Consider the following 18,959-nt stretch of genomic DNA (forward strand, 5'->3'; position numbering starts at 1 on the left):
AGGGCTTCAAGGAACCGAAGCCCGGGCCCGTGGGTCTCGATCGATGACCGGGTGCAGTGCAGTCCAGGTAGACAGATGCCGGACTGGGTTGATGCGGCTGGACTCCGTGACACAAGAAACGGAGGTGACTCTCTATGGAGGGTCCCGAAATCCAGTTCTCGGAAGCCGTCATTGACAATGGCCGCTTCGGCAAGCGGGTCATCCGCTTCGAAACCGGCCGCCTTGCCAAGCAGGCCGCCGGTGCCGCGATGGTCTACATCGACGAAGAAACCGCTCTGCTGTCGGCCACCACGGCGGGCAAGCACCCGCGTGAAGGCTTTGACTTCTTCCCGCTGACCGTCGACGTCGAAGAGCGCATGTACGCCGCCGGCCGCATCCCGGGCTCGTTCTTCCGCCGCGAAGGCCGCCCGTCCACCGAAGCGATCCTGGCCTGCCGCCTGATGGACCGCCCGCTGCGCCCGGCCTTCATCAAGGGCCTGCGCAACGAGGTCCAGATCGTCGTTACCGTGCTCTCCATCAACCCGGACGAGCTCTACGACGTCGTCGCGATCAACGCGTCCTCGATGTCCACCCAGCTCTCCGGCCTGCCGTTCTCCGGCCCGATCGGCGGCGTCCGCGTTGCCCTCGTCGCCGACGAGCAGGGCTCCCAGTGGGTTGCCTTCCCGAAGCACTCCCAGCTGGAGAACTCGGTCTTCAACATGGTCGTCGCCGGCCGCGTTGCAGGTGACGACGTCGCGATCATGATGGTCGAGGCCGAGGCCACCGACAACTCCTGGAACCTGATCAAGGAACAGGGCGCCACCGCCCCGACCGAAGAGGTCGTGGCCGAGGGCCTTGAGGCTGCCAAGCCGTTCATCAAGGCTCTCTGCGACGCCCAGTCCGACCTCGCCGCCCGGGCCGCCAAGCCCACGGTCGAGTTCCCGGTCTTCCTGGACTACGAGGACGACACCTACGCCGCCGTCGAGTCCGCCGCCGCCGAGAAGCTTGCCGCGGTCTTCCAGATCGCCGACAAGCAGGAACGCGATGCCGCCTCCGACGCGCTCAAGGACGAGGTCCTCTCCTCCCTGGCCGGCCAGTTCGAGGGCCGCGAGAAGGAACTCTCCGCAGCCTTCCGCTCCGTCACCAAGCAGGTCGTGCGCCAGCGCATCCTCAAGGACCAGGTCCGCATCGACGGCCGTGGCCTGACGGACATCCGCCAGCTCACCGCCGAGGTCGAGGTCCTGCCCCGCGTCCACGGTTCGGCCATCTTCGAACGCGGCGAGACCCAGATCATGGGTGTCACCACGCTGAACATGCTGAAGATGGAACAGCAGATCGACTCGCTGTCGCCGGTGACGCGCAAGCGCTACATGCACAACTACAACTTCCCGCCGTACTCCACCGGTGAGACCGGCCGCGTCGGTTCGCCGAAGCGCCGCGAAATCGGCCACGGTGCCCTGGCAGAGCGCGCCATCGTGCCCGTGCTGCCGTCCCGCGAGGAGTTCCCCTACGCCATCCGCCAGGTCTCCGAGGCTCTCGGATCCAACGGTTCGACGTCGATGGGCTCCGTCTGCGCCTCCACCCTGTCGCTGCTGAACGCCGGTGTGCCCCTGAAGGCCGCCGTCGCCGGTATCGCCATGGGCCTGGTCTCTGACCAGGTTGACGGCCAGACCCGCTACGCCGCCCTGACCGACATCCTCGGCGCCGAAGATGCCTTCGGCGACATGGACTTCAAGGTCGCCGGTACCTCCGAGTTCGTGACGGCCATCCAGCTGGACACCAAGCTCGACGGCATCCCGGCCTCCGTGCTGGCAGCGGCCCTCAAGCAGGCCCGCGAAGCCCGCCTCCACATCCTGGACGTCCTGAACTCCGCGATCGACACCCCGGACGAGCTCTCCGAGTTCGCTCCGCGCGTCATTGCGGTCAAGATCCCGGTAGACAAGATCGGCGAGGTCATCGGCCCGAAGGGCAAGATGATCAACCAGATCCAGGAGGACACCGGCGCGGACATCTCGATCGAGGACGACGGCACCGTCTACATCGGCGCCACCAACGGCCCGTCCGCGGACGCCGCCCGTTCCGCGATCAACGCCATCGCCAACCCGCAGGTCCCGGAAATCGGTGAGCGCTACCTGGGTACGGTCGTCAAGACCACCACCTTCGGCGCCTTCGTTTCCCTGACCCCGGGCAAGGACGGTCTGCTGCACATCTCCGAGCTGCGCAAGATCGCCGGTGGCAAGCGCGTGGACAACGTCGAGGACGTCGTCTCCGTCGGCCAGAAGATCCAGGTGGAAATCACCAAGATCGATGACCGCGGCAAGCTCTCCCTCTCGCCCGTCGTGGCCGAGGAAGAGGGCGCCGACGCCGCCGCGGAGTCCGCGGAGTAGTCCCTCCCGATCAACGGCCGCCGCCGCGGGTAGGATGGCAGGCAGATTTGGCACCCTTCCAGCACGGTTTTTTGAAAGGCCTTAATGACTCTCGTCCCGCTGCCGCTCGAGCAGAACCAGCACGCCGACACCCTGATCCACGGGGCCGACGGCGGTTCGGAGGTGCGGCGTTCGGTGCTCCCCGGCGGCGTCCGGGTGCTGACCGAGGCGATGCCCGGCCAGCGCTCCGCCACGATCGGTTTCTGGGTCGGCGTCGGATCCCGGGACGAGGCCCCCGGCCAGCACGGCTCCACCCACTTCCTGGAACACCTCCTCTTCAAGGGCACCCGGAAGCGCACCGCCCTGGAGATCGCCTCCGCCTTCGACGAGGTGGGCGGCGAATCCAACGCGGCCACCGCCAAGGAAAGCACCTGCTACTTCGCCCGGGTCCTCGACACGGACCTGCCGATGGCGATCGACGTCATCGCCGACATGATCACCGGCGCCGTCCTCGACCCGCAGGAGATGGAGCAGGAACGCGACGTCATCCTCGAGGAGATCGCGATGGACAGCGACGACCCCACCGACGTCGCCCACGAGCACTTTGTCGCCGCGGTCCTCGGCTCCCACCCGCTGGGCCGCCCCATCGGCGGCACTCCCGAGGCCATCCGCGCCGTTGCCCGGGATTCGGTCTGGGACCACTACCGGCGCTACTACCGCCCGGACGAGCTCGTCATCACCGCCGCCGGGGGACTGGACCACGACGTCGTCTGCCGCCTCGTGGTGGACGCCCTGGAGACCGCCGGCTGGGACCTCGAGGCCGACGCCGCCCCGGTGCAGCGCCGCGCGACCGAACGCGCCGTGATCACCGGCACCGCCGGCCTGCACGTGGTCAAGCGCCCCGTGGAGCAGGCCAACATCATTGTGGGCTGCCCCTCGCTGGTGGCCACCGATGACCGCCGCTTCGTCATGAGCGTCCTCAACGCCGTCCTCGGCGGCGGCATGTCCTCCCGCCTGTTCCAGGAGGTCCGCGAGAAGCGCGGCCTGGTCTACTCGACCTACTCCTTCGCCTCTTCCTACGCCGACGCCGGGTACTTCGGCATGTACGCCGGCTGCACCCCCACAAAGGTCCGCCAGGTGCTGGACCTGCTGGGCGCCGAGCTGGACAAGCTCGCCGAGGGCGGCATCACCGAGGAGGAGCTGCGCAAGGCCGTGGGCCAGCTCAGCGGCGGGATCGTCCTGGCGCTGGAGGACACCGGTTCGCGGATGTCCCGCCTGGGCCGGGCCGAACTGGTCTCCGGCGAATACCAGGACATCGACGAGACCCTGCGGCAGATCCAGGCCGTCACCGCCGCCGAGGTCCAGGAACTCGCCCGCGAACTCGCCGCCGCCCCGCGGACCGTCACCGTGGTGGGACCCTTCGAGGAAACCGAGACCTTCGGGCTCTAAACCGGCGCCGCCGCCGGGACCCGGCGGCACACCGTCGTCATGAACGGGGTGAACTCCCCGGCGGCTCCCAGCCGCAGCCCGGCGGAGTGGATGAGTTCGCCATCGCGCACCTGCAGCGTGTGCCGGGCCGTGCCCCGGGCGCTGCGCCGCTCGATGGTCAGCACGCCGTCGTGCCAGGCGGCCCGCGCCGGCGCGTCCGGTGCGCGCCCATCCAAGGGCAGGCCTACGACGCCGGCGCGTGCACCGTGAATTTCGTATAGGAGCGCCCCGGGGTGGCGCGGATCCTCGGTGAGCACCCCCGTGACGGTGGCGACGCCGCCGTCGGCCTCGGCGTGCCGGAACGCCACCGTGACCGCCAGCCCACCCGCCGCCCGCGCGAACTCCACCTCCGCCGCCGCGCTCCTTGCCGGACCCCATGCGGTGGCCTCCCAGCGGGTGGTGCCGCTCCAGCGCCCCAGGAAATCAGCCAGGGCGCCGAGCGTGGCGCCCGTCAACCGTCGGTTCATGCCGCACCACCCCGCTCCTTCTCGGTCCTTCCCTGTCTTTCCCCGGACCGCGCTGCGGCCCCGGGATCATCTTCACGCGGGCCGCACCGGGAGTAAAGGGCGGCCGCGGGGAGCCGCTAAGGCGCAGTTGGTCGAAGCGGGGGAGAGGCAACTTCGTTGCCATTTCGTTGCACAGCCGGCACCGGAATCCGTTGACAGCGTGTGAGTCGCGCCATAGATTGACTGTAATCTGAATCACCTTTCAGGTTGGACTCAGATCTCCTCTGCCCCCACTCCTCGGATTTTCACCGAAAGGCATCCCGTGAAGGACACAAAGAAGTTCCTGATGGCAGCCGTGATGGCCTCCGGCCTGGCCCTGAGCGCCTGCGCGCCCACCGCCGGCTCGGCAGCCCCCGCGGGCTCCGGCAAGGCCGCCGAGCCCGTCAACGTCGGCATCATCTACTCCAAGACCGGGGCCCTGGCGGCCTACGGCGCCACCTACTACCAGGGCCTACAGGCCGGCATCGACTACGCCACCGGCGGCAGCGGCGAGGTCAACGGCGCCAAGATCAACCTGACCTACACCGACGACGCCGGCGACCCGGACAAGGCCGTCGCCGCCGCCAAGGACATGATCGGCAAGGGCTACAAGATCATCGGCGGCACCGCCTCCTCCGGCATCGCCGTCAAGCTCGCCGAACAGGCCCAGCAGAACAAGGTCCTCTACATTTCCGGCCCCGCCGCCACCGACGCGATCCAGGGCGTCAACAAGTACACCTTCCGCTCCGGCCGGCAGAGCCTGCAGGACGTCGCCACCGCGGGCACGTTCATCGACACCAAGGGCAAGAAGGTCGTCGTCTTCGCCCAGGACAACGCCTTCGGCCAGGGCAACGTCGCCGCGGTCAAGGCCGTGCTCGGGGCCAAGGGCGCCAACGTCAGCTCCGTGCTGGTCCCGGAGAACCAGGAACTGACGCCGTTCGCGCGCCAGCTGCTGGACGCCAAGGCAGACCTGGTCTTCGTCGCCTGGGCCGGTGCCACCACCGGAACCATGTGGCAGGCCCTGAGCCAGCAGGGCGTCTTCGACTCCGCTCCCGTGGTCACCGGCCTCGGCGACGCCTCCAGCTTCAATGCCTACGGCCCGGCGAGCTCCAAGATCAGCTTCCTCAACCACTACTTCCCGGGCGCCTCAGGCACCGACGTCGAGAAGAAGATGATCGCCGGCGTCGAGAAGGCCGGCGGCAAGGCCGACCTCTTCACCCCGGACGGCTTCGTCGCCGGCCAGCTGATCGTCCAGGCCATCAAGCAGGGCGGCGGCACCGACCCCGACGCCATGGTCAAGGCCCTCGAGGGCTACAGCTTCGACGGACCCAAGGGCAAGGAAACGGTCCGTGCCTCGGACCACGCCCTGATCCAGGACATGTACCAGGCCAAGCTCGTCCAGAAGGACGGCGCCTGGACCCCGCAGCTGATCAAGGCCGTGCCCGGCGACACCGTCGCCCCGCCGGAGAAGAAGTAGCCAGCGGCGGCCGGGCCGGGCGCGGAGAATTCCGCCCCGGCCCGGCCGCACCGGCCTTCGAGCCAGAACAAAGGACCCGTATGACTACCCCAGCCACGCCCGCCCTTGAGGCGGACGGCCTCGGCCTGCAGATCGGCGGCGCCCGCATCCTCCAGGACGTCGGCTTCACCGTCAACGCCGGCGAGATGATCGGCGTGATCGGCCCCAACGGCGCCGGCAAGACCACCCTCTTCAACCTGATCTCCGGCGTGCTGCGCCCCACCGCGGGCAGCATTGCCCTGAACGGACGGCCGATCACCAACGAGCCGATCCACCGCCGCGCGAGGGCGGGGCTGGGCCGGACCTTCCAGACCTCCAACCTCTTCCCCCGGCTCTCCGTCCTGGAGAATGTCCGGCTCGCCGCGCAGGCCAAGCTCGGCGGAAGCCTGAACATCCTGCGCTTCCCCGGCTCCTCGGACGAGGCCACCCGGATCGCCCTGGGCACCATCGCCGAGGTGGGACTCAGCGGCCAGCTCACGACGGCGGCCGGGGACCTCTCGCACGGCGAGAAGCGCAAGGTGGAGATCGCCGTGCTGCTGGCGACGGATCCCGCCGTCGTCCTCCTCGATGAGCCGATGGCCGGGGTGGCGTCGGGGGACGTCCCGTCCCTCACCGCCATCATCCGGGGGATGCACCGGGACCGCGGCTGCACGGTCATGATGGTCGAGCACCACATGGACGTGGTGCTGGGCCTGGTGGACCGGGTGGCCGTGATGCACCACGGCAGCCTGCTGGCCCTGGACAGCCCCGACGCCGTCATGGCCAACCCCACCGTGCAAAGCGCCTACCTCGGAGAACCAGTATGAGCCCCGCCGCGGACCCCCAACCCGAAACCCCGGGCGCCGCCCCAGGCCCCGCCACGCCGATCCTCACCGTTGACCGCCTCAGCGCCAATATCGCCGGCCAGCAGGTGGTGGAGGATGTCTCGTTCTCCGTCCCCGCCGCCGGGATCACTGCGCTGCTGGGCCGCAACGGCGTCGGCAAGACCAGCACCATCAAGGCCATCATCGGCCTGATCGATCGCTCCGGGGCAGTCACGCTCGACGGCGAACGGATCGACAAGGACCCCACCTACCGGATCATCCAGCGCGGCGTTGGCTACGTCCCCGAGGACCGCGAGGTGTTCTCCAAGCTCACGGTCGCCGAGAACCTGCGCCTGGCCGAACGCGACGCCGCGCCGCGCCGCCAGCTGGTCGAGGAGCTCTTCCCGGACCTGCTGGCCCGCGCCGGCCAGATGGCCGGGACGCTCTCCGGCGGCCAGCAGCAGATGGTCTCGCTGGCCCGCGCCCTGCTGAACACGAACAAGGTCCTGCTGGTCGACGAACCCACCAAGGGCCTGGCCCCCAAGATCGTCGGCGAGGTCGCCGAGACCCTGGCCGAGGCCGCCCGGACCGTGCCGATCCTGTTGGTGGAACAGAACCTCCAGGTGGTCCGCCAGCTCGCCGGCGACGCCGTCGTCCTCTCCGGCGGCCGCGTGGTCCACACCGGCCCGGCACAGGAATTCCTCGACGACGCCGCCCTGATCCAGCGCCACCTCGGCGTCTCCAACGACCCGCACCCGGGTGCGGACCAGGCCTCCCACGCTGCCGTGAAAGGCGCCGCCCAGTGAGTACCGTCATCCTCCTGCTCTTCACCGGCCTCGGCCTCGGGGCGCTGTACTTCCTCGTCGCCGCCGGCCTGTCCCTGATCTACGGCCTGATGGGCGTGCTCAACTTCGCCCACGGGGCCTTCCTGACCCTCGGCGCCTTCACCGGCTGGGAGATCGCCCGCCGCGCCGGGTCCGATAACTGGGGGATCTTCCTGGTCTCCCTGCTGATCGGTGCCGCCGCCGGCGCCGCGTTCGCGGCCTTCACCGAGTTCGTCCTGATCCGGCGCCTCTACCAGCGCCACATCGAACAGGTCCTGGTCACCCTTGGCCTCTCGCTGGCCACTGTCGCCCTGTTCGACGGCATCTGGGGGACCGACCCTGTCTTCATCCAGGGACCGGCCTGGTTCAAGGACACCACCGACATCCTGGGCGCCCGCGTCCCCAACGACCGGTTCGTCTGCATCCTCGCGGCGGTCCTGGTGCTGCTGGCCCTGGTCTTCTTCCTGAAGAAGACCCGCTACGGCATGATCATCCGCGCCGGCGTCGAGAACCGCTCCATGGTCACCGCCCTGGGCATCGACGTCCGCAAGGCCTTCACCCTGGTCTTCACCATCGGCGGCGCCGCCGCCGGACTAGGCGGCGTCCTCGCCTCGCACTACTTCGGCTACGTCTCACCGATGCTCGGCGGCTCGCTGCTGATCTTCGCCTTCATCGTCACGGTGATCGGCGGGCTCGGCTCGCTGACCGGCGCGGCCATCGCCGCCGTCGCCGTCGCCGTCCTGCAGCAGTTCGCCAACTTCTACCTCGGCGGCACCGGCGACTTCGTCGTGGTGCTGGCCCTCGGCGTCGTACTGCTCGTCCGCCCCACCGGCCTGCTTGGGAGAACCGCATGACCACCACCGGCAGCAACACCGAGACCACCACCGGCGGCGACGCCGGGACCACCGCCGGGACCGGCGCAGTCCGCCGGTCCCGCCGCCAGGGCGCCACCCACGACGACGGCGCACGCACCGCGGGCACGCCCGGCGCCGGCCGCGGCAGGGGAGGCCGCCCCGTCACCGGCCGCCGGGTTGCCGGCTGGGCCGCGGGCCTGGCCGGGGTACTGCTCCTGGTCCTCCTGCCGCTGCTCAACCTGTCCCTGCCCGGGATCCTGCCCGGTCCCAGCTACACCCCGGGATCGCTGCAGCTGCTGGCCATGAGCATGCTGATGGCCGCGGCCGCGCTGACCTACCACCTGCTCCTCGGCGTCGCGGGGCTGCTCTCCTTCGGCCACGCCCTCTATTTCGGCGCCGGCGTCTACGGGCTCGCGATCATCCTGAAGAACCTGGAGATTCCGCTGCTGCCGGCCATGGGGCTGACGCTGCTGATCGTGATCGTGCTGGCGCATGTGGTGGGCAGCATCAGCCTCCGCGTCGGCGGCATCCCGTTCGCCATGGTCACCCTCGCCTTCGCCCAGGCCGGCTCGGTGATCGTCGGCCGCAACCCGGACGGCCGGACCGGCGGCGACGAGGGCCTGACCCTGCGCACGGACAACCTGCCCGAGGCCCTGGTGGGCGTGGTGAACACCCGGAACCTCTACTGGCTGGCGCTGGCCGTGCTGGTGGTTGTCTTCATCATCGTCACCTGGGTGCAGTCCTCCCGGGCCGGCCACACCGCCGCCGCGGTCCGCGAGAACGAACTCCGTGTCCGCGTCCTGGGCCTGCAGCCGTACCTGGTGAAGCTGCTGATCTTCGTGGTCTCCGCGATCCTCGTGGGTGTGATTGGCATGGTGTTCCTGCTGCTGCAAAGCGGCGCGGTGCCCCGGGCCATCTCCTCGGACCTGACCATCACCCTGCTGGTCATGGTGGTACTCGGCGGCGTGGGCTCACGCTGGGGCGCCGTGATCGGCGGCGTCTTCTACACCATCCTGGACCAGCGGCTCACCGCGCTGGCCAACTCCGAGGCCGTCAAGGGCCTTCCGGACATCCTGCGGGTACCGTTGTCTGAACCGCTGTTCATCCTCGGCACGCTGTTCATCCTGGTGGTGCTCTTCCTCCCGGGCGGCATCGCCGGGACCGCGGAGCGGCTGGCCCAACGGCGCCGCGGCCGGGCCGGCAACGGCACCACCGAGACGCCGCGGGAAATTCTGGAGGACGCAGCATGACCACCGACACGGCTTCCGCCGCGGTCCACATCGCAGGCTCTGTTCGCGGGGACGGGCTCCACACCCTGGGCCGCTGGACCACCGACCGCAGCCACGCCACCCCGCACCGGGTCGCGATCGATGACCGGGGCTGCGCCCTGACCTACCTCGAACTGGAGCGCCGCGCCGCGGCCCTGGCCGAGGGGTTCCGCGAAGCCGGGTACCGGGTGGGGGACCGGGTGGCGAGCCTCACCGGCAACAGCACCGACCACGTGGTGGCGTTCTTCGCCTGCGCCAAGGCCGGCCTGGTGCTGGTGCCCCTGTCCTGGCGGCTCTCGCCCCGGGAACTGGCCGTGCAGCTGGAACTCGCCGAACCGCACCTGCTGCTCGTCGAGGCGGACCTGGACTCCCTGGGCGCCGCCGCCTGCGCCCTGCTGGCGCACCGGCCACGGACCGCGGCGCTGGGTCCGGGCGGGGTGGAGAAGTCCGTCCCGCCGCCTACCCGGGTCACCCCGGCGCCGGCCGAGCTGCCGCGGCAGTCCGTGCAGGACGACGACGCCCTGCTGATGATCTTCACCTCCGGCACCGAGGGGCCCAGCAAGGCCGCCGTGCTGACCCACGCCAACTGCTTCTGGAACAACCTCTCGCTCTCCCGCACCCTGGACATGGGCAGCAGTGACGTGGTCCTGGCCGTCCTCCCTCAGTTCCACGTGGGCGGCTGGAACATCCAGCCGCTGCTGGCCTGGTGGGTGGGGGCCACGGTGGTGCTGGAGCGCGGCTTCGATCCCGGCCGGGTGCTGCAGCTGATCGACGAACGCGGCGTCACCATGCTGATGGGCGTGCCCACCCAGTACCTGATGCTGGCCGAGCACCCCGACTTCGCCGCCGCGGAACTCGGCGGCCTCCGGCACGCCGTCGTCGGCGGGGCGCCCATGCCCGCGCCACTGCTGCGGATCTGGCACCGCAAGGGGGTGGCGCTGAGCCAGGGCTACGGCCTTACCGAGGCGTCCCCAAACGTGCTCTGCCTGCCCAACCAGGACGCCGAGCGGATGGTCGGCTACTCCGGCAAGCCCTACCCGCACGTCGAGGTGGCGGTCGCCGATCCCACCACCGGGGAGATCCTCGACGGCGCGGCCGCCGGCGAGCTCCTGGTGGGTGGCCCCGGCGTCTTCGCCGGCTACTTCCGCGACCCGGCCGCGACGGCGGCGGTCCTCGCCGGCGGCTGGCTGCACACCGGTGACCTGGTCGAGCGCGATGCCGACGGGTACATCAAGGTGGTGGACCGGCTCAAGGACATCTACATCTCCGGCGGCGAGAACGTCTCGCCCTCCGAGGTGGAGGCCGTCCTCCTGGCCCACCCGGCGGTGGCGCAGGCCGCCGTCGTCGGCGTTGAAGATCCCCGCTGGGGCGAGACCGGGCAGGCGTTCGTGGTGGTCCGGCCCGGGATGGCCACCGACGAGCAGGACCTGCTGGACCACTGCGCCGGCCAGCTGGCCCGCTTTAAGGTCCCGTCGCGGGTGGAACTGGTCGCCGGGCTGCCGCGCACGGCGCTGAACAAGGTGCTGCGCGCCCGGCTCCGGCAGGATCTCGCCGCCCGTCACTCGGACGGCGCCACCCCGACCACCGCATCAACCACCACTGCATCGACCCCCGGAGGCCGGCGATGAGCACCGCACCCCGCACCGCCCGCGGCACCCGCACTCGCGCCAAGCTGCTCGAGGCCGCCGAGGCCGTGTTCGCCTCGGTGGGCTACCACGACGCCTCGATCGTCAAGATCACCGAGGCCGCCGGCGTCGGACTCGGCACCTTCTACCTCTACTTCGACGGGAAGCAGACGATTTTCGACGAGGTGGTGGAGGACCTCAACCGCCGGGTCCGGCACGCCATGACCGACGCCGCCCGCAGCGCCGGTAACCGGATCGACGCCGAACGGGCCGGCTTCCGGGCGTTCTTCCGCTTCACCGCCGAGCACCCCGCGCTGTACCGGATCATCCGCCAGGCCGAGTTCGTCTCGCCCGGCGCCCTCCGCCTGCACTACACCCGGATCGTCAACGGCTACATCGAGGGCCTGAAGTCAGCCCAGCTCGCGGGGGAGGTCCGGGACATGGACCCCACCGTCGCGGCCTGGGCGTTGATGGGCATCGGCGAGCTGATCGGCATGCGCTGGGTGCTCTGGGACGAGGAAGGCGCCGAACCGGCCGCCGGCGCCAGGCCCGAGATTCCCGAGCACGTCTTCGAGGAAATGATGCAGTTCATCGAACGCGGGCTGGCCCCGAACCCCGGCCTTCCCGCCCCCACTACCGCCGCGAACCCCACCCCGCCCCAGGAAGGGACGAACCCATGACCCAGACCACCAGCCAGCAGACCTACCGGACCGTCGAGGTCCCCGTGCGCGGCGGCACCATGCACACCGCCATCTGGGGCCCGGAGGACAGCTCCGACGCCCCGACCATCCTGGCCGTCCACGGCGTCACCGCCTCGCACAAGTGCTGGGCGTACCTGGCCGAGGCGCTGCCCGACGTGCGGATCATCGCCCCGGACCTGCGCGGCCGCGGCCGCAGCAACGCCCTGCCCGCCCCGTACGGCATGACCTCGCACGCGGAGGACCTCACCGCCGTGCTGGCCGAACTCGCCCCCGGCCCCGTTGTCGTGGTGGGCCACTCCATGGGCGGCTTCGCCTCCGTGGTCCTCTCGGACTTGTCCCCGGAGCGGGTCCGGTCCCTGGTGCTGGTGGACGGCGGCCTGCCGCTGCAGGTCCCGGAGGGGCTCTCCGACGCCGAGATCGTCTCCTCCATCCTGGGCCCGGCGGCGGAGCGGCTCAATGCCACCTTCACCAGCCGCGAGGTCTACCGCTCCTTCTGGCGCAAGCACCCGGCCTTCGCCTCCGACTGGGGGCCGTTCGTGGACGACTACGTGGACTACGACCTCACCGGCGAGGCCCCGGAACTGAAGCCTGCCACCCGGTACGAGGCGATGGCGGAGGACACCGCGGACCTGCACCGGGGCTCCTCGCTGCTGAAGGCGCTGGCGGACCTCACGGTGTCGACCCAGGTACTGCGGGCGCCGCGCGGGCTGCTCAACGAACCCGCCGGCCTGTACGCGCCGGGCTACCTCGAGACCTGGGCGGAGAAGCTGCCGTCCCTGCAGGTCCGGGACGTCCCGGACGTGAACCACTACACGATCATCATGGGCGAGCGCGGCGCGGCCGCCGTGGCAGACACCGTCCGGGCCGCCCTCGCGGGGGAGTAGTTTCCCGGCGGGTTCCTAGCCGCCGGCGAACGGCGGCAGGACGTCGACGACGTCGTCCGGGGCCAGCGCCGTGGCGTGGTCCCGGACGGCCACCTCGTTGAGCAGGAAGCTGGAACGGGACAGCAGCCGGGCCAGCGGGGGAGTGCCGGCGGGCGGGACCGGACGGTCGACGGCGAGCACGGCTTCGAGCAGGCCGGCAACGTCGGCGCCCTCGGGCAGCTGGAAAGTTTCCTCGTCGACGCCGGCGGCGGCGCGCGCGGCAGCGAAGTAACGGACGATCACGGGTGGGTCAGCCTCCGATGGCGCTCATGCTGCGGTCCGGCTGGACGAAGTCGGGGGCGTCGAGGCCCACGTGGTCCATGCCGTGGGCCTTGGGCTTGGCCCACATGGCGTCCTGCCAGCGTTCGGCGAGCTGTTCGTCGGTGGCGCCGCTGCGCAGCAGCCCCAACAGGTCCGTCTCCTCGTGCGAGAAGAGGCAGCTCATGATCTTGCCCTCGGCGGTGATCCGGGTGCGCCGGCAGTCCGCGCAGAACGGCTCGGTGACCGAGGCGATAATTCCCACGGTGCCCAGGATGGGTCCCTCCGCGGTGTCCGTGCCGGGGACCCGGGCGCGGACCTCGAAGCGTTCGGCCGGGGCGCCGTCGCGTTCCCGCGGGTCGGCGGACAGGACATAGTCCACGGACAGCAGGTCCCGGATCTCGGCGGCGGTGATCATGTTCCGTCGGGTCCAGCCATGGTCTGCGTCCAGGGGCATCTGTTCGATGAAGCGGAGCTCGTAACCGCGGCCCAGTGCCCAGGCCAGCAGGGAGGGGGCCTCGGCGTCGTTGATGCCGCGCATCAGGACGGCGTTCAGTTTCACCGGTCCGAGGCCCGCGGCCCAGGCGGCGTCGACGCCGGCGAGCACCTTGTTCAGGAACGGACGCCGGGTCAGCTGGGTGAAGGTCTCCTCGTGGAGCGAGTCCAGGGAGACGTTGATCCGGGTCAGGCCGGCGTTCTTCAGCGCCTGGGCCTTCTTGTCCAGGCCGACGGCGTTGGTGGTCATGGAGATCGGCAGGTCCGGGTGAGCGTGGCGGAGGGAGCTGATGATGTCCAGCAAGTCCGCGCGAACCAGGGGTTCGCCGCCGGTGAGCCGGAGTTCGCGGACGCCCAGGCTGTCCACGCCGATCCTCACAATCCGGACGATCTCCTCGGCGCTCATCACGGCCGCCTTGGACAGCCACTCCAGGCCCTCGGCGGGCATGCAGTAGCTGCAGCGGAGGTTGCACTTGTCCGTCAGCGACAGGCGCATGTCCGTGGCGACGCGGCCGTAGCGGTCCACCAGGCCCGCGGGCAGCCCGGCCGGGCGTCCGGCCGGCTGTGGCGCCTGCGGACCGGAGCCACCCTCCGCGCGGGGCTGGGGCATGCCAAGCTGAACAGTCATAGTGTCAGGCTACGCCACCTGCGCCGGGGCATCACCGCCCGGCAGCCGCGAATCCATCCAGCGAACGCAGCCCGCGAACCCGGCGGGCGGACCCAGCCCTTGAACCCGGCGGCGAATCTCCCCGGCGAATCTATGCTGGGAGGATGAATACCCCGCAGCCGGTGGCGCAGCGCCCGGTCCCGCCCGGGCCGGAGATCGTAGGACCGCGCGTGTCCCGCTGGGCGGCGGCCTCCGGGTTGGCCGCGGTGGGAGCCGGCGTGGCCGCCGGCGAGCTCGCGGCCGGGTTGCTGAGCCCCTCGGTCTCTCCCGTGACGGCTGTGGGCGGGGCCGTGATCGACGCCGTCCCGCCCGGCGTCAAGGAGTGGGCCATCTCCCTGTTCGGCACCGCCGACAAGCTCGCCCTGCTCACCGGCATGGGCCTGGCGATCGCCGTGCTGGCCGCCGTCGCCGGGGTCCTGGAACTGCGCCGCCGCTTCGCCGGGGCGGCCGTCGTCGCGGTGTTCGGACTGGCCGGACTCGCCGCGGTGCTGGGCCGGCCGGAGGCGGACGGGGCTGCCGTTCCCGCCCCGCTGCTGGCCGCCGCCGTCGCCGTGGTGCTGCTGGGCTGGCTGATCGGCGCCCTCCGTGACTGGCGGACGACGGCGGAGGAGACGCGCGGTACGGCGGCGCCGGAGAGAGCGTTAGAGCCGGAGACGCCACCGGAGACACTCCCAGCGGCACTGCCGGCCCCGGACGCCGGGAAGGAACCGGCCACCCGACGCCGGTTCCTCCGCAGCTTCTCCATCACGGCGGGTGTCGCGGCCCTCGGCGGCGTGCTCGCCGGCACGCTCCGCGGCGCCACGGCCGCCGTCACCGGCTACCGCAGCACCCTGGCACTTCCCGCCCCCGCCTCGGCCGCCCCGCCCGTTCCCGCCGGCGCGGACCAGCAACTGCCAGGCCAGGGCCCGCTGGTGACCCCGGCGGACGATTTCTACCGGATCGACACCGCCCTGCGCGTCCCTGTGGTGGATCCCCGGACCTGGAAGCTCACGGTCACCGGGATGGTGGACCGGCCAGTGGAACTTGACTTCCAGGCGCTGCTCGCCAAACCCCTGATCGAACGGCACATCACCATCGCCTGCGTCTCCAACGAGGTGGGCGGGGACCTGATCGGCAACGCCCGGTGGCTGGGCTGGCCGGTCCGCGAGCTGCTGGCACAGGCCGGACCGCAACAGGGCGCGGACATGGTGCTCTCGCGCAGCGTGGACGGCTGGACCGCCGGGTCGCCGCTGGAGGCCCTCACGGACAACCGGGACGCGATCCTGGCTATCGGCATGAACGGTGCGCCGCTGCCGCTGGAACACGGCTTCCCGGTGCGCCTTGTCGTCCCCGGCCTCTACGGCTACGTCTCGGCCACCAAGTGGCTCACCGAGCTGAAGGTCACCCGCTTCGCCGCCGACGAGGGCTACTGGACCCCGCGCGGCTGGAGCGAGCGCGGGCCGATCAAGACCTCGTCCCGGATCGACGTGCCCCGCGCGGGCCGGAAGGTCCCGGCCGGGACGGTGACCTTCGGCGGGGTGGCCTGGGCCCAGCACCGGGGGATCCGCGCCGTGGAGGTGCGGGTGAACCGCGGCGACTGGAAGGCCGCCGAGCTGGCCCCCGGCATCTCCGCTGACACCTGGCGGCAATGGAGACTGGCCCTGCCGCTGGGGCCGGGCAGCTACGAGGTGCAGGTCCGCGCCACGGACGCCACGGGAGCCGTCCAGGTGGAGGCACAGGCCCCCGTCGCGCCGGACGGAGCCACCGGATACCACACGGTTACAGTTGACGTGACCTCCTAACCGGAGCGCCGCCAGACCCCTGCCACACCAGAACCCCAGTCCGCCGAGAAACCCAGCCCGCCGAGCCGAAGGACACGCACCCATGCACTCCCGACCCCAGCCCGCCAAGGCGGGACCGGCCAGCGTCGAGGCGCACCGGGACAAGGTCCGCGCACTGCTGGCAGGCCTCGCCGTCCGCACCGACACCGTGCCGCTGGCCGACGCGCTGGGCCGCGGACTGGCCCGAAACATTACCGCGCCGCTGGACCTCCCGCCGTTCGCCAACTCCCAAATGGACGGATACGCCGTGCGCAGCGCGGACCTGGCCGAGGGCGGCACCGAGCTGCGCGTCACCGACCCGGTGCCCGCAGGCGCCCAACCCGCCGCCCTGGCCGCCGGGACCGCGGCCCCGATCATGACCGGGGCAATGATCCCGCCGGGTGCGGACGCCGTCGTACCGATCGAAGCGGCCGAGCCGGACGTCTTCCCCGAACCCGGCAGCCCCGCCACCGTCCGGCTGCCCGCCACGGCCACGGGAACCTACGTCCGCGCCGCCGGCAGCGACATCGCCGCCGGGACCCGGGCACTGGCCGCCGGCACCTACCTGGGCCCCGGGCAGCTGGGACTGCTCGCCGCCCTGGGCCTCGCCGAGGCACCGGTGCACGCCGCCCCGACCGTGCTGCTGGTCACCACCGGCGACGAGGTGGTGGCCCCGGGCACGCCGCTGGAGGCCGGCAAGATCTACGACGCCAACTCCACCCTGCTCGACTCCGGGCTACGGCAGGCCGGCCTGGCCGTCACCCGCGCCGGCATCACCGCGGACGACCCGGCCGCGCTCGAGCGGCTGCTCCGCGCCCACGCGCCCTCGGTGGACCTCATCATCACCACCGGCGGCGTCAGCAAGGGCGCCTACGAGGTGGTCCGGCAGGCCCTGGAGGGCCACGGCGTCGAATTCGGCTCCGTCGCCATGCAGCCGGGCGGACCCCAGGGGCTGGGCACCTTCGACGGCGTCCCGGTGCTGTGCTTCCCCGGCAACCCGGTCAGCTGCCTGGTCTCCTTCGAGATGTTCCTCCGTCCCGTCCTCACCGGGCTGCTCGGCAGTCCCGCACCCCGGACCGCCGTCCGCGCCCGGCTGGCCGCGCCGCTGACCTCGCCCGCGGCCAAACACCAGGTCCGGCGGGGCACCCTGACCCCGGACGGCACCGTGCACCTGGAGGGCGGCGCCGGCTCACACCTGGTGCACGCCCTGGCCCTCTCCAACGCCCTGGTGCACGTCCCGGCCGGTACCGCGGAGCTCGCCGCCGGCGATGAGGTGGAAGTATGGGTGCTGTGAACGACGCAGAACTCTCCCCGCCCGCGCTGACCCATCTCCGCCGGGACGGCACCGCCCAGATGGTCGATGTCTCCACCAAGGCCGAGACCACCCGCGAGGCCACCGCCACCGCCACCGTGCACAGCACCGCAGAGGTCCTCTCGCTCCTGGGGTCCGGGGACCTCCCCAAGGGCGACGCGCTCGCCGTCGCCCGGGTCGCCGGCATCATGGCCGCCAAGAAGACGCCGGAGCTGATCCCGCTGTGCCACCCGCTGCCCATCAGCAAGGTCACGGTGGACTTCGAGCTCGGCACGGACACCGTCACCGTCTTCGCCACCGTGAAGACCCGCGGCGTGACCGGGGTGGAGATGGAGGCCCTCACCGCGGTCTCCGTCGCCGCCCTGAGCGTCTACGACATGATCAAGGCCGTCGACAAGCACGCCGTGCTCAACGACATCAAGGTCCTGGCCAAGAGCGGCGGCAAGAGCGGGGACTGGACCCTGTGAGCAGCCACGAACCCCACCAGCACCCCGAACCCCACACCCACGGGGAACCCCATACCCACGGCGAGGTGACCGGCCGGAAGGCCGGGATCGTGATCGCCTCCACCCGCGCCGCCGCCGGAGTCTACGAGGACCTCACCGGCCCCGTCATCGCGGACTGGCTGACCGAACACGGCTTCGAGACCTACCCGGCAATGGTGGTCCCCGACGGCGAACCGGTCGGTGCCGCCCTGCGCGCCCTGCTCAGCCAGCGCCCCTCGGTGATCATCACCAGCGGGGGCACCGGCCTCAGCCCCACCGACTCCACCCCGGAACAGACCCTGCCACTGCTGGACCGCGAGATCCCCGGCATCATGGAGGGGCTTCGGGCCGTCGGCGCCGCCAAGACACCCACCGCGCTGCTCAGCCGCGGCCACGCCGGCGCCGCGGGCACCACCTTCATCGTCAACCTGCCCGGATCGCCCAAGGGCGTGATGGACGGCCTTGGCTTCCTCGACCCGATCCTCGGCCACCTCTGCGACCAGCTGGAAGGCACCCATGGGCACTGACGCCACCAACCCCAACGCCACCACAGCCGAAGGCACCGCCGCCACCCCAGCCGACAGCGCCGGCGGCGCCACGTTCGACATCGTCCACGCCGTCCTCAGCGCCGAGCCCATCTCTGTCGACCAGGCCATCGCCGCCGTGGAGTCGGACACGGCCGGCGCCGTCGTCAGCTTCAGCGGCGTCGTCCGCAACCACGACTGCGGCAAGCCAGTGGACCGGCTGAGCTACAGCGCGCACCCCACCGCCCACAAGGTGATGGCCGACGTCGTCGCCGGGCTCGTCGCCGAACACGCCGCCGCCGGCACTGAGTCCAAGCCGGTCCGGATCTGGGCCGCGCACCGCACGGGCATGCTGGAGATCGGCGACCCGGCCCTGGTCTGCGCCGTCTCCGCCGCGCACCGCGGGCAGGCCTTCGCCGTCTGCACCGAACTCGTGGACCGGATCAAGGAACAGGTGCCGATCTGGAAGGAACAGTTCTTCAGCGACGGCACCGTCGAATGGGTAGGCGCGGGGGAGTAGCACCTCCGGCGGCCTGTGCCCGCCGATGCCCGCAGCCAGCCCCCCGCGGCGCGGGCCCCGTTACGCG

The 18,959-nt window shown here is 71.2% G+C and carries 18 protein-coding genes; 15 read left to right on the forward strand and 3 right to left on the reverse strand.

From position 1 onward, the window contains the following. Positions 1–134: 134 nt before the first annotated feature. A complete protein-coding gene (locus ACFVY3_RS08800; RefSeq protein ID WP_290258340.1) occupies positions 135–2,366 on the forward strand; it encodes a polyribonucleotide nucleotidyltransferase in 2,232 nt (743 codons plus the stop codon). Positions 2,367–2,450: 84 nt separating this feature from the next. Then, positions 2,451–3,794, forward strand: coding sequence for a pitrilysin family protein (locus ACFVY3_RS08805; protein ID WP_290258339.1), 1,344 nt, complete (start codon positions 2,451–2,453; stop codon positions 3,792–3,794). On the opposite strand, the gene ACFVY3_RS08810 is transcribed toward ACFVY3_RS08805, so the two are convergent. Next, a complete protein-coding gene (locus ACFVY3_RS08810; RefSeq protein ID WP_400159444.1) occupies positions 3,791–4,300 on the reverse strand; it encodes a DUF1579 domain-containing protein in 510 nt (169 codons plus the stop codon). The genes ACFVY3_RS08805 and ACFVY3_RS08810 overlap by 4 nt on opposite strands. A 301-nt stretch (positions 4,301–4,601) precedes the next feature. Here ACFVY3_RS08810 and ACFVY3_RS08815 point away from each other — a divergent pair, with 301 nt between their 5' ends. The 8 genes from ACFVY3_RS08815 (at position 4,602) to ACFVY3_RS08850 (ending at position 12,793) form a co-directional block, all read left to right on the forward strand. Then, positions 4,602–5,795: a substrate-binding domain-containing protein gene (locus ACFVY3_RS08815; protein WP_290258337.1), complete on the forward strand. Its 1,194-nt coding sequence runs from the start codon at positions 4,602–4,604 to the stop codon at positions 5,793–5,795. A gap of 80 nt (positions 5,796–5,875) precedes the next feature. Then, the gene (locus tag ACFVY3_RS08820) at positions 5,876–6,640 is read left to right on the forward strand and encodes an ABC transporter ATP-binding protein (RefSeq protein WP_290258336.1); all 765 of its coding nucleotides are present in this window, start codon (positions 5,876–5,878) and stop codon (positions 6,638–6,640) included. Next, positions 6,637–7,443 (forward strand): ABC transporter ATP-binding protein, encoded by an 807-nt coding sequence (locus ACFVY3_RS08825; protein WP_400159445.1) that lies wholly within the window; start codon positions 6,637–6,639, stop codon positions 7,441–7,443. The genes ACFVY3_RS08820 and ACFVY3_RS08825 overlap by 4 nt, the downstream gene beginning before the upstream one ends. After that, a complete protein-coding gene (locus ACFVY3_RS08830; RefSeq protein WP_290258334.1) occupies positions 7,440–8,315 on the forward strand; it encodes a branched-chain amino acid ABC transporter permease in 876 nt (291 codons plus the stop codon). Before ACFVY3_RS08825 ends, ACFVY3_RS08830 begins: the two co-directional genes overlap by 4 nt. After that, positions 8,312–9,565 carry a branched-chain amino acid ABC transporter permease gene (locus ACFVY3_RS08835; protein ID WP_400159446.1) on the forward strand — a complete coding sequence of 418 codons (1,254 nt, stop codon included), beginning with the start codon at positions 8,312–8,314 and terminating at the stop codon, positions 9,563–9,565. The genes ACFVY3_RS08830 and ACFVY3_RS08835 overlap by 4 nt, the downstream gene beginning before the upstream one ends. Next, the gene (locus ACFVY3_RS08840) at positions 9,562–11,211 is read left to right on the forward strand and encodes an AMP-binding protein (protein ID WP_364137186.1); all 1,650 of its coding nucleotides are present in this window, start codon (positions 9,562–9,564) and stop codon (positions 11,209–11,211) included. The genes ACFVY3_RS08835 and ACFVY3_RS08840 overlap by 4 nt, the downstream gene beginning before the upstream one ends. Beyond that, positions 11,208–11,888: a TetR/AcrR family transcriptional regulator gene (locus tag ACFVY3_RS08845; RefSeq protein WP_290258331.1), complete on the forward strand. Its 681-nt coding sequence runs from the start codon at positions 11,208–11,210 to the stop codon at positions 11,886–11,888. The genes ACFVY3_RS08840 and ACFVY3_RS08845 overlap by 4 nt, the downstream gene beginning before the upstream one ends. Continuing rightward, positions 11,885–12,793: an alpha/beta hydrolase gene (locus tag ACFVY3_RS08850; protein ID WP_290258330.1), complete on the forward strand. Its 909-nt coding sequence runs from the start codon at positions 11,885–11,887 to the stop codon at positions 12,791–12,793. Before ACFVY3_RS08845 ends, ACFVY3_RS08850 begins: the two co-directional genes overlap by 4 nt. A gap of 15 nt (positions 12,794–12,808) precedes the next feature. Here the strand turns inward: ACFVY3_RS08850 and ACFVY3_RS08855 are convergent, their stop codons facing one another. Both ACFVY3_RS08855 and moaA read right to left on the reverse strand, forming a co-directional pair. Beyond that, on the reverse strand, positions 12,809–13,075 hold the full coding sequence (locus ACFVY3_RS08855; RefSeq protein ID WP_290258329.1) for a MoaD/ThiS family protein: 267 nt from the start codon (positions 13,073–13,075) through the stop codon (positions 12,809–12,811). 7 nt (positions 13,076–13,082) lie between these two features. Next, a complete protein-coding gene (gene moaA, locus ACFVY3_RS08860) occupies positions 13,083–14,213 on the reverse strand; it encodes a GTP 3',8-cyclase MoaA (RefSeq protein WP_400159447.1) in 1,131 nt (376 codons plus the stop codon). 143 nt (positions 14,214–14,356) lie between these two features. On the opposite strand from moaA, the gene ACFVY3_RS08865 reads away from it, so the two are divergent. From ACFVY3_RS08865 to ACFVY3_RS08885, 5 genes are all read left to right on the forward strand, one after another. Beyond that, positions 14,357–16,033 carry a molybdopterin-dependent oxidoreductase gene (locus ACFVY3_RS08865; protein ID WP_400159448.1) on the forward strand — a complete coding sequence of 559 codons (1,677 nt, stop codon included), beginning with the start codon at positions 14,357–14,359 and terminating at the stop codon, positions 16,031–16,033. 82 nt (positions 16,034–16,115) lie between these two features. Continuing rightward, positions 16,116–17,345, forward strand: coding sequence for a gephyrin-like molybdotransferase Glp (glp, locus tag ACFVY3_RS08870; protein ID WP_400159449.1), 1,230 nt, complete (start codon positions 16,116–16,118; stop codon positions 17,343–17,345). Next, a complete protein-coding gene (gene moaC, locus ACFVY3_RS08875) occupies positions 17,333–17,830 on the forward strand; it encodes a cyclic pyranopterin monophosphate synthase MoaC (protein WP_364137198.1) in 498 nt (165 codons plus the stop codon). Before glp ends, moaC begins: the two co-directional genes overlap by 13 nt. Continuing rightward, positions 17,827–18,375 (forward strand): MogA/MoaB family molybdenum cofactor biosynthesis protein, encoded by a 549-nt coding sequence (locus tag ACFVY3_RS08880; protein ID WP_400159450.1) that lies wholly within the window; start codon positions 17,827–17,829, stop codon positions 18,373–18,375. The genes moaC and ACFVY3_RS08880 overlap by 4 nt, the downstream gene beginning before the upstream one ends. Beyond that, a complete protein-coding gene (locus ACFVY3_RS08885; protein WP_400159451.1) occupies positions 18,365–18,892 on the forward strand; it encodes a molybdenum cofactor biosynthesis protein MoaE in 528 nt (175 codons plus the stop codon). The genes ACFVY3_RS08880 and ACFVY3_RS08885 overlap by 11 nt, the downstream gene beginning before the upstream one ends. The last annotated feature ends 67 nt before the right edge of the window (positions 18,893–18,959 follow it).

It is taken from the genome of Arthrobacter sp. BPSS-3 (genome assembly GCF_044628475.1).
Classification (GTDB): domain Bacteria; phylum Actinomycetota; class Actinomycetes; order Actinomycetales; family Micrococcaceae; genus Arthrobacter.

Excerpts from the sequence above, each read along its gene's own strand:
- glp (WP_400159449.1), top strand. The coding sequence starts at position 16,116 with ATGCACTCCCGACCCCAGCCCGCCAAGGCGGGACCGGCCAGCGTCGAG.
- ACFVY3_RS08835 (WP_400159446.1), top strand. The coding sequence starts at position 8,312 with ATGACCACCACCGGCAGCAACACCGAGACCACCACCGGCGGCGACGCC.
- ACFVY3_RS08810 (WP_400159444.1), bottom strand. The coding sequence starts at position 4,300 with ATGAACCGACGGTTGACGGGCGCCACGCTCGGCGCCCTGGCTGATTTC.
- ACFVY3_RS08845 (WP_290258331.1), top strand. The coding sequence starts at position 11,208 with ATGAGCACCGCACCCCGCACCGCCCGCGGCACCCGCACTCGCGCCAAG.
- ACFVY3_RS08865 (WP_400159448.1), top strand. The coding sequence starts at position 14,357 with ATGAATACCCCGCAGCCGGTGGCGCAGCGCCCGGTCCCGCCCGGGCCG.
- ACFVY3_RS08800 (WP_290258340.1), top strand. The coding sequence starts at position 135 with ATGGAGGGTCCCGAAATCCAGTTCTCGGAAGCCGTCATTGACAATGGC.
- ACFVY3_RS08850 (WP_290258330.1), top strand. The coding sequence starts at position 11,885 with ATGACCCAGACCACCAGCCAGCAGACCTACCGGACCGTCGAGGTCCCC.
- ACFVY3_RS08825 (WP_400159445.1), top strand. The coding sequence starts at position 6,637 with ATGAGCCCCGCCGCGGACCCCCAACCCGAAACCCCGGGCGCCGCCCCA.
- moaC (WP_364137198.1), top strand. The coding sequence starts at position 17,333 with ATGGGTGCTGTGAACGACGCAGAACTCTCCCCGCCCGCGCTGACCCAT.
- ACFVY3_RS08805 (WP_290258339.1), top strand. The coding sequence starts at position 2,451 with ATGACTCTCGTCCCGCTGCCGCTCGAGCAGAACCAGCACGCCGACACC.
- ACFVY3_RS08885 (WP_400159451.1), top strand. The coding sequence starts at position 18,365 with ATGGGCACTGACGCCACCAACCCCAACGCCACCACAGCCGAAGGCACC.
- ACFVY3_RS08820 (WP_290258336.1), top strand. The coding sequence starts at position 5,876 with ATGACTACCCCAGCCACGCCCGCCCTTGAGGCGGACGGCCTCGGCCTG.
- ACFVY3_RS08840 (WP_364137186.1), top strand. The coding sequence starts at position 9,562 with ATGACCACCGACACGGCTTCCGCCGCGGTCCACATCGCAGGCTCTGTT.
- moaA (WP_400159447.1), bottom strand. The coding sequence starts at position 14,213 with ATGACTGTTCAGCTTGGCATGCCCCAGCCCCGCGCGGAGGGTGGCTCC.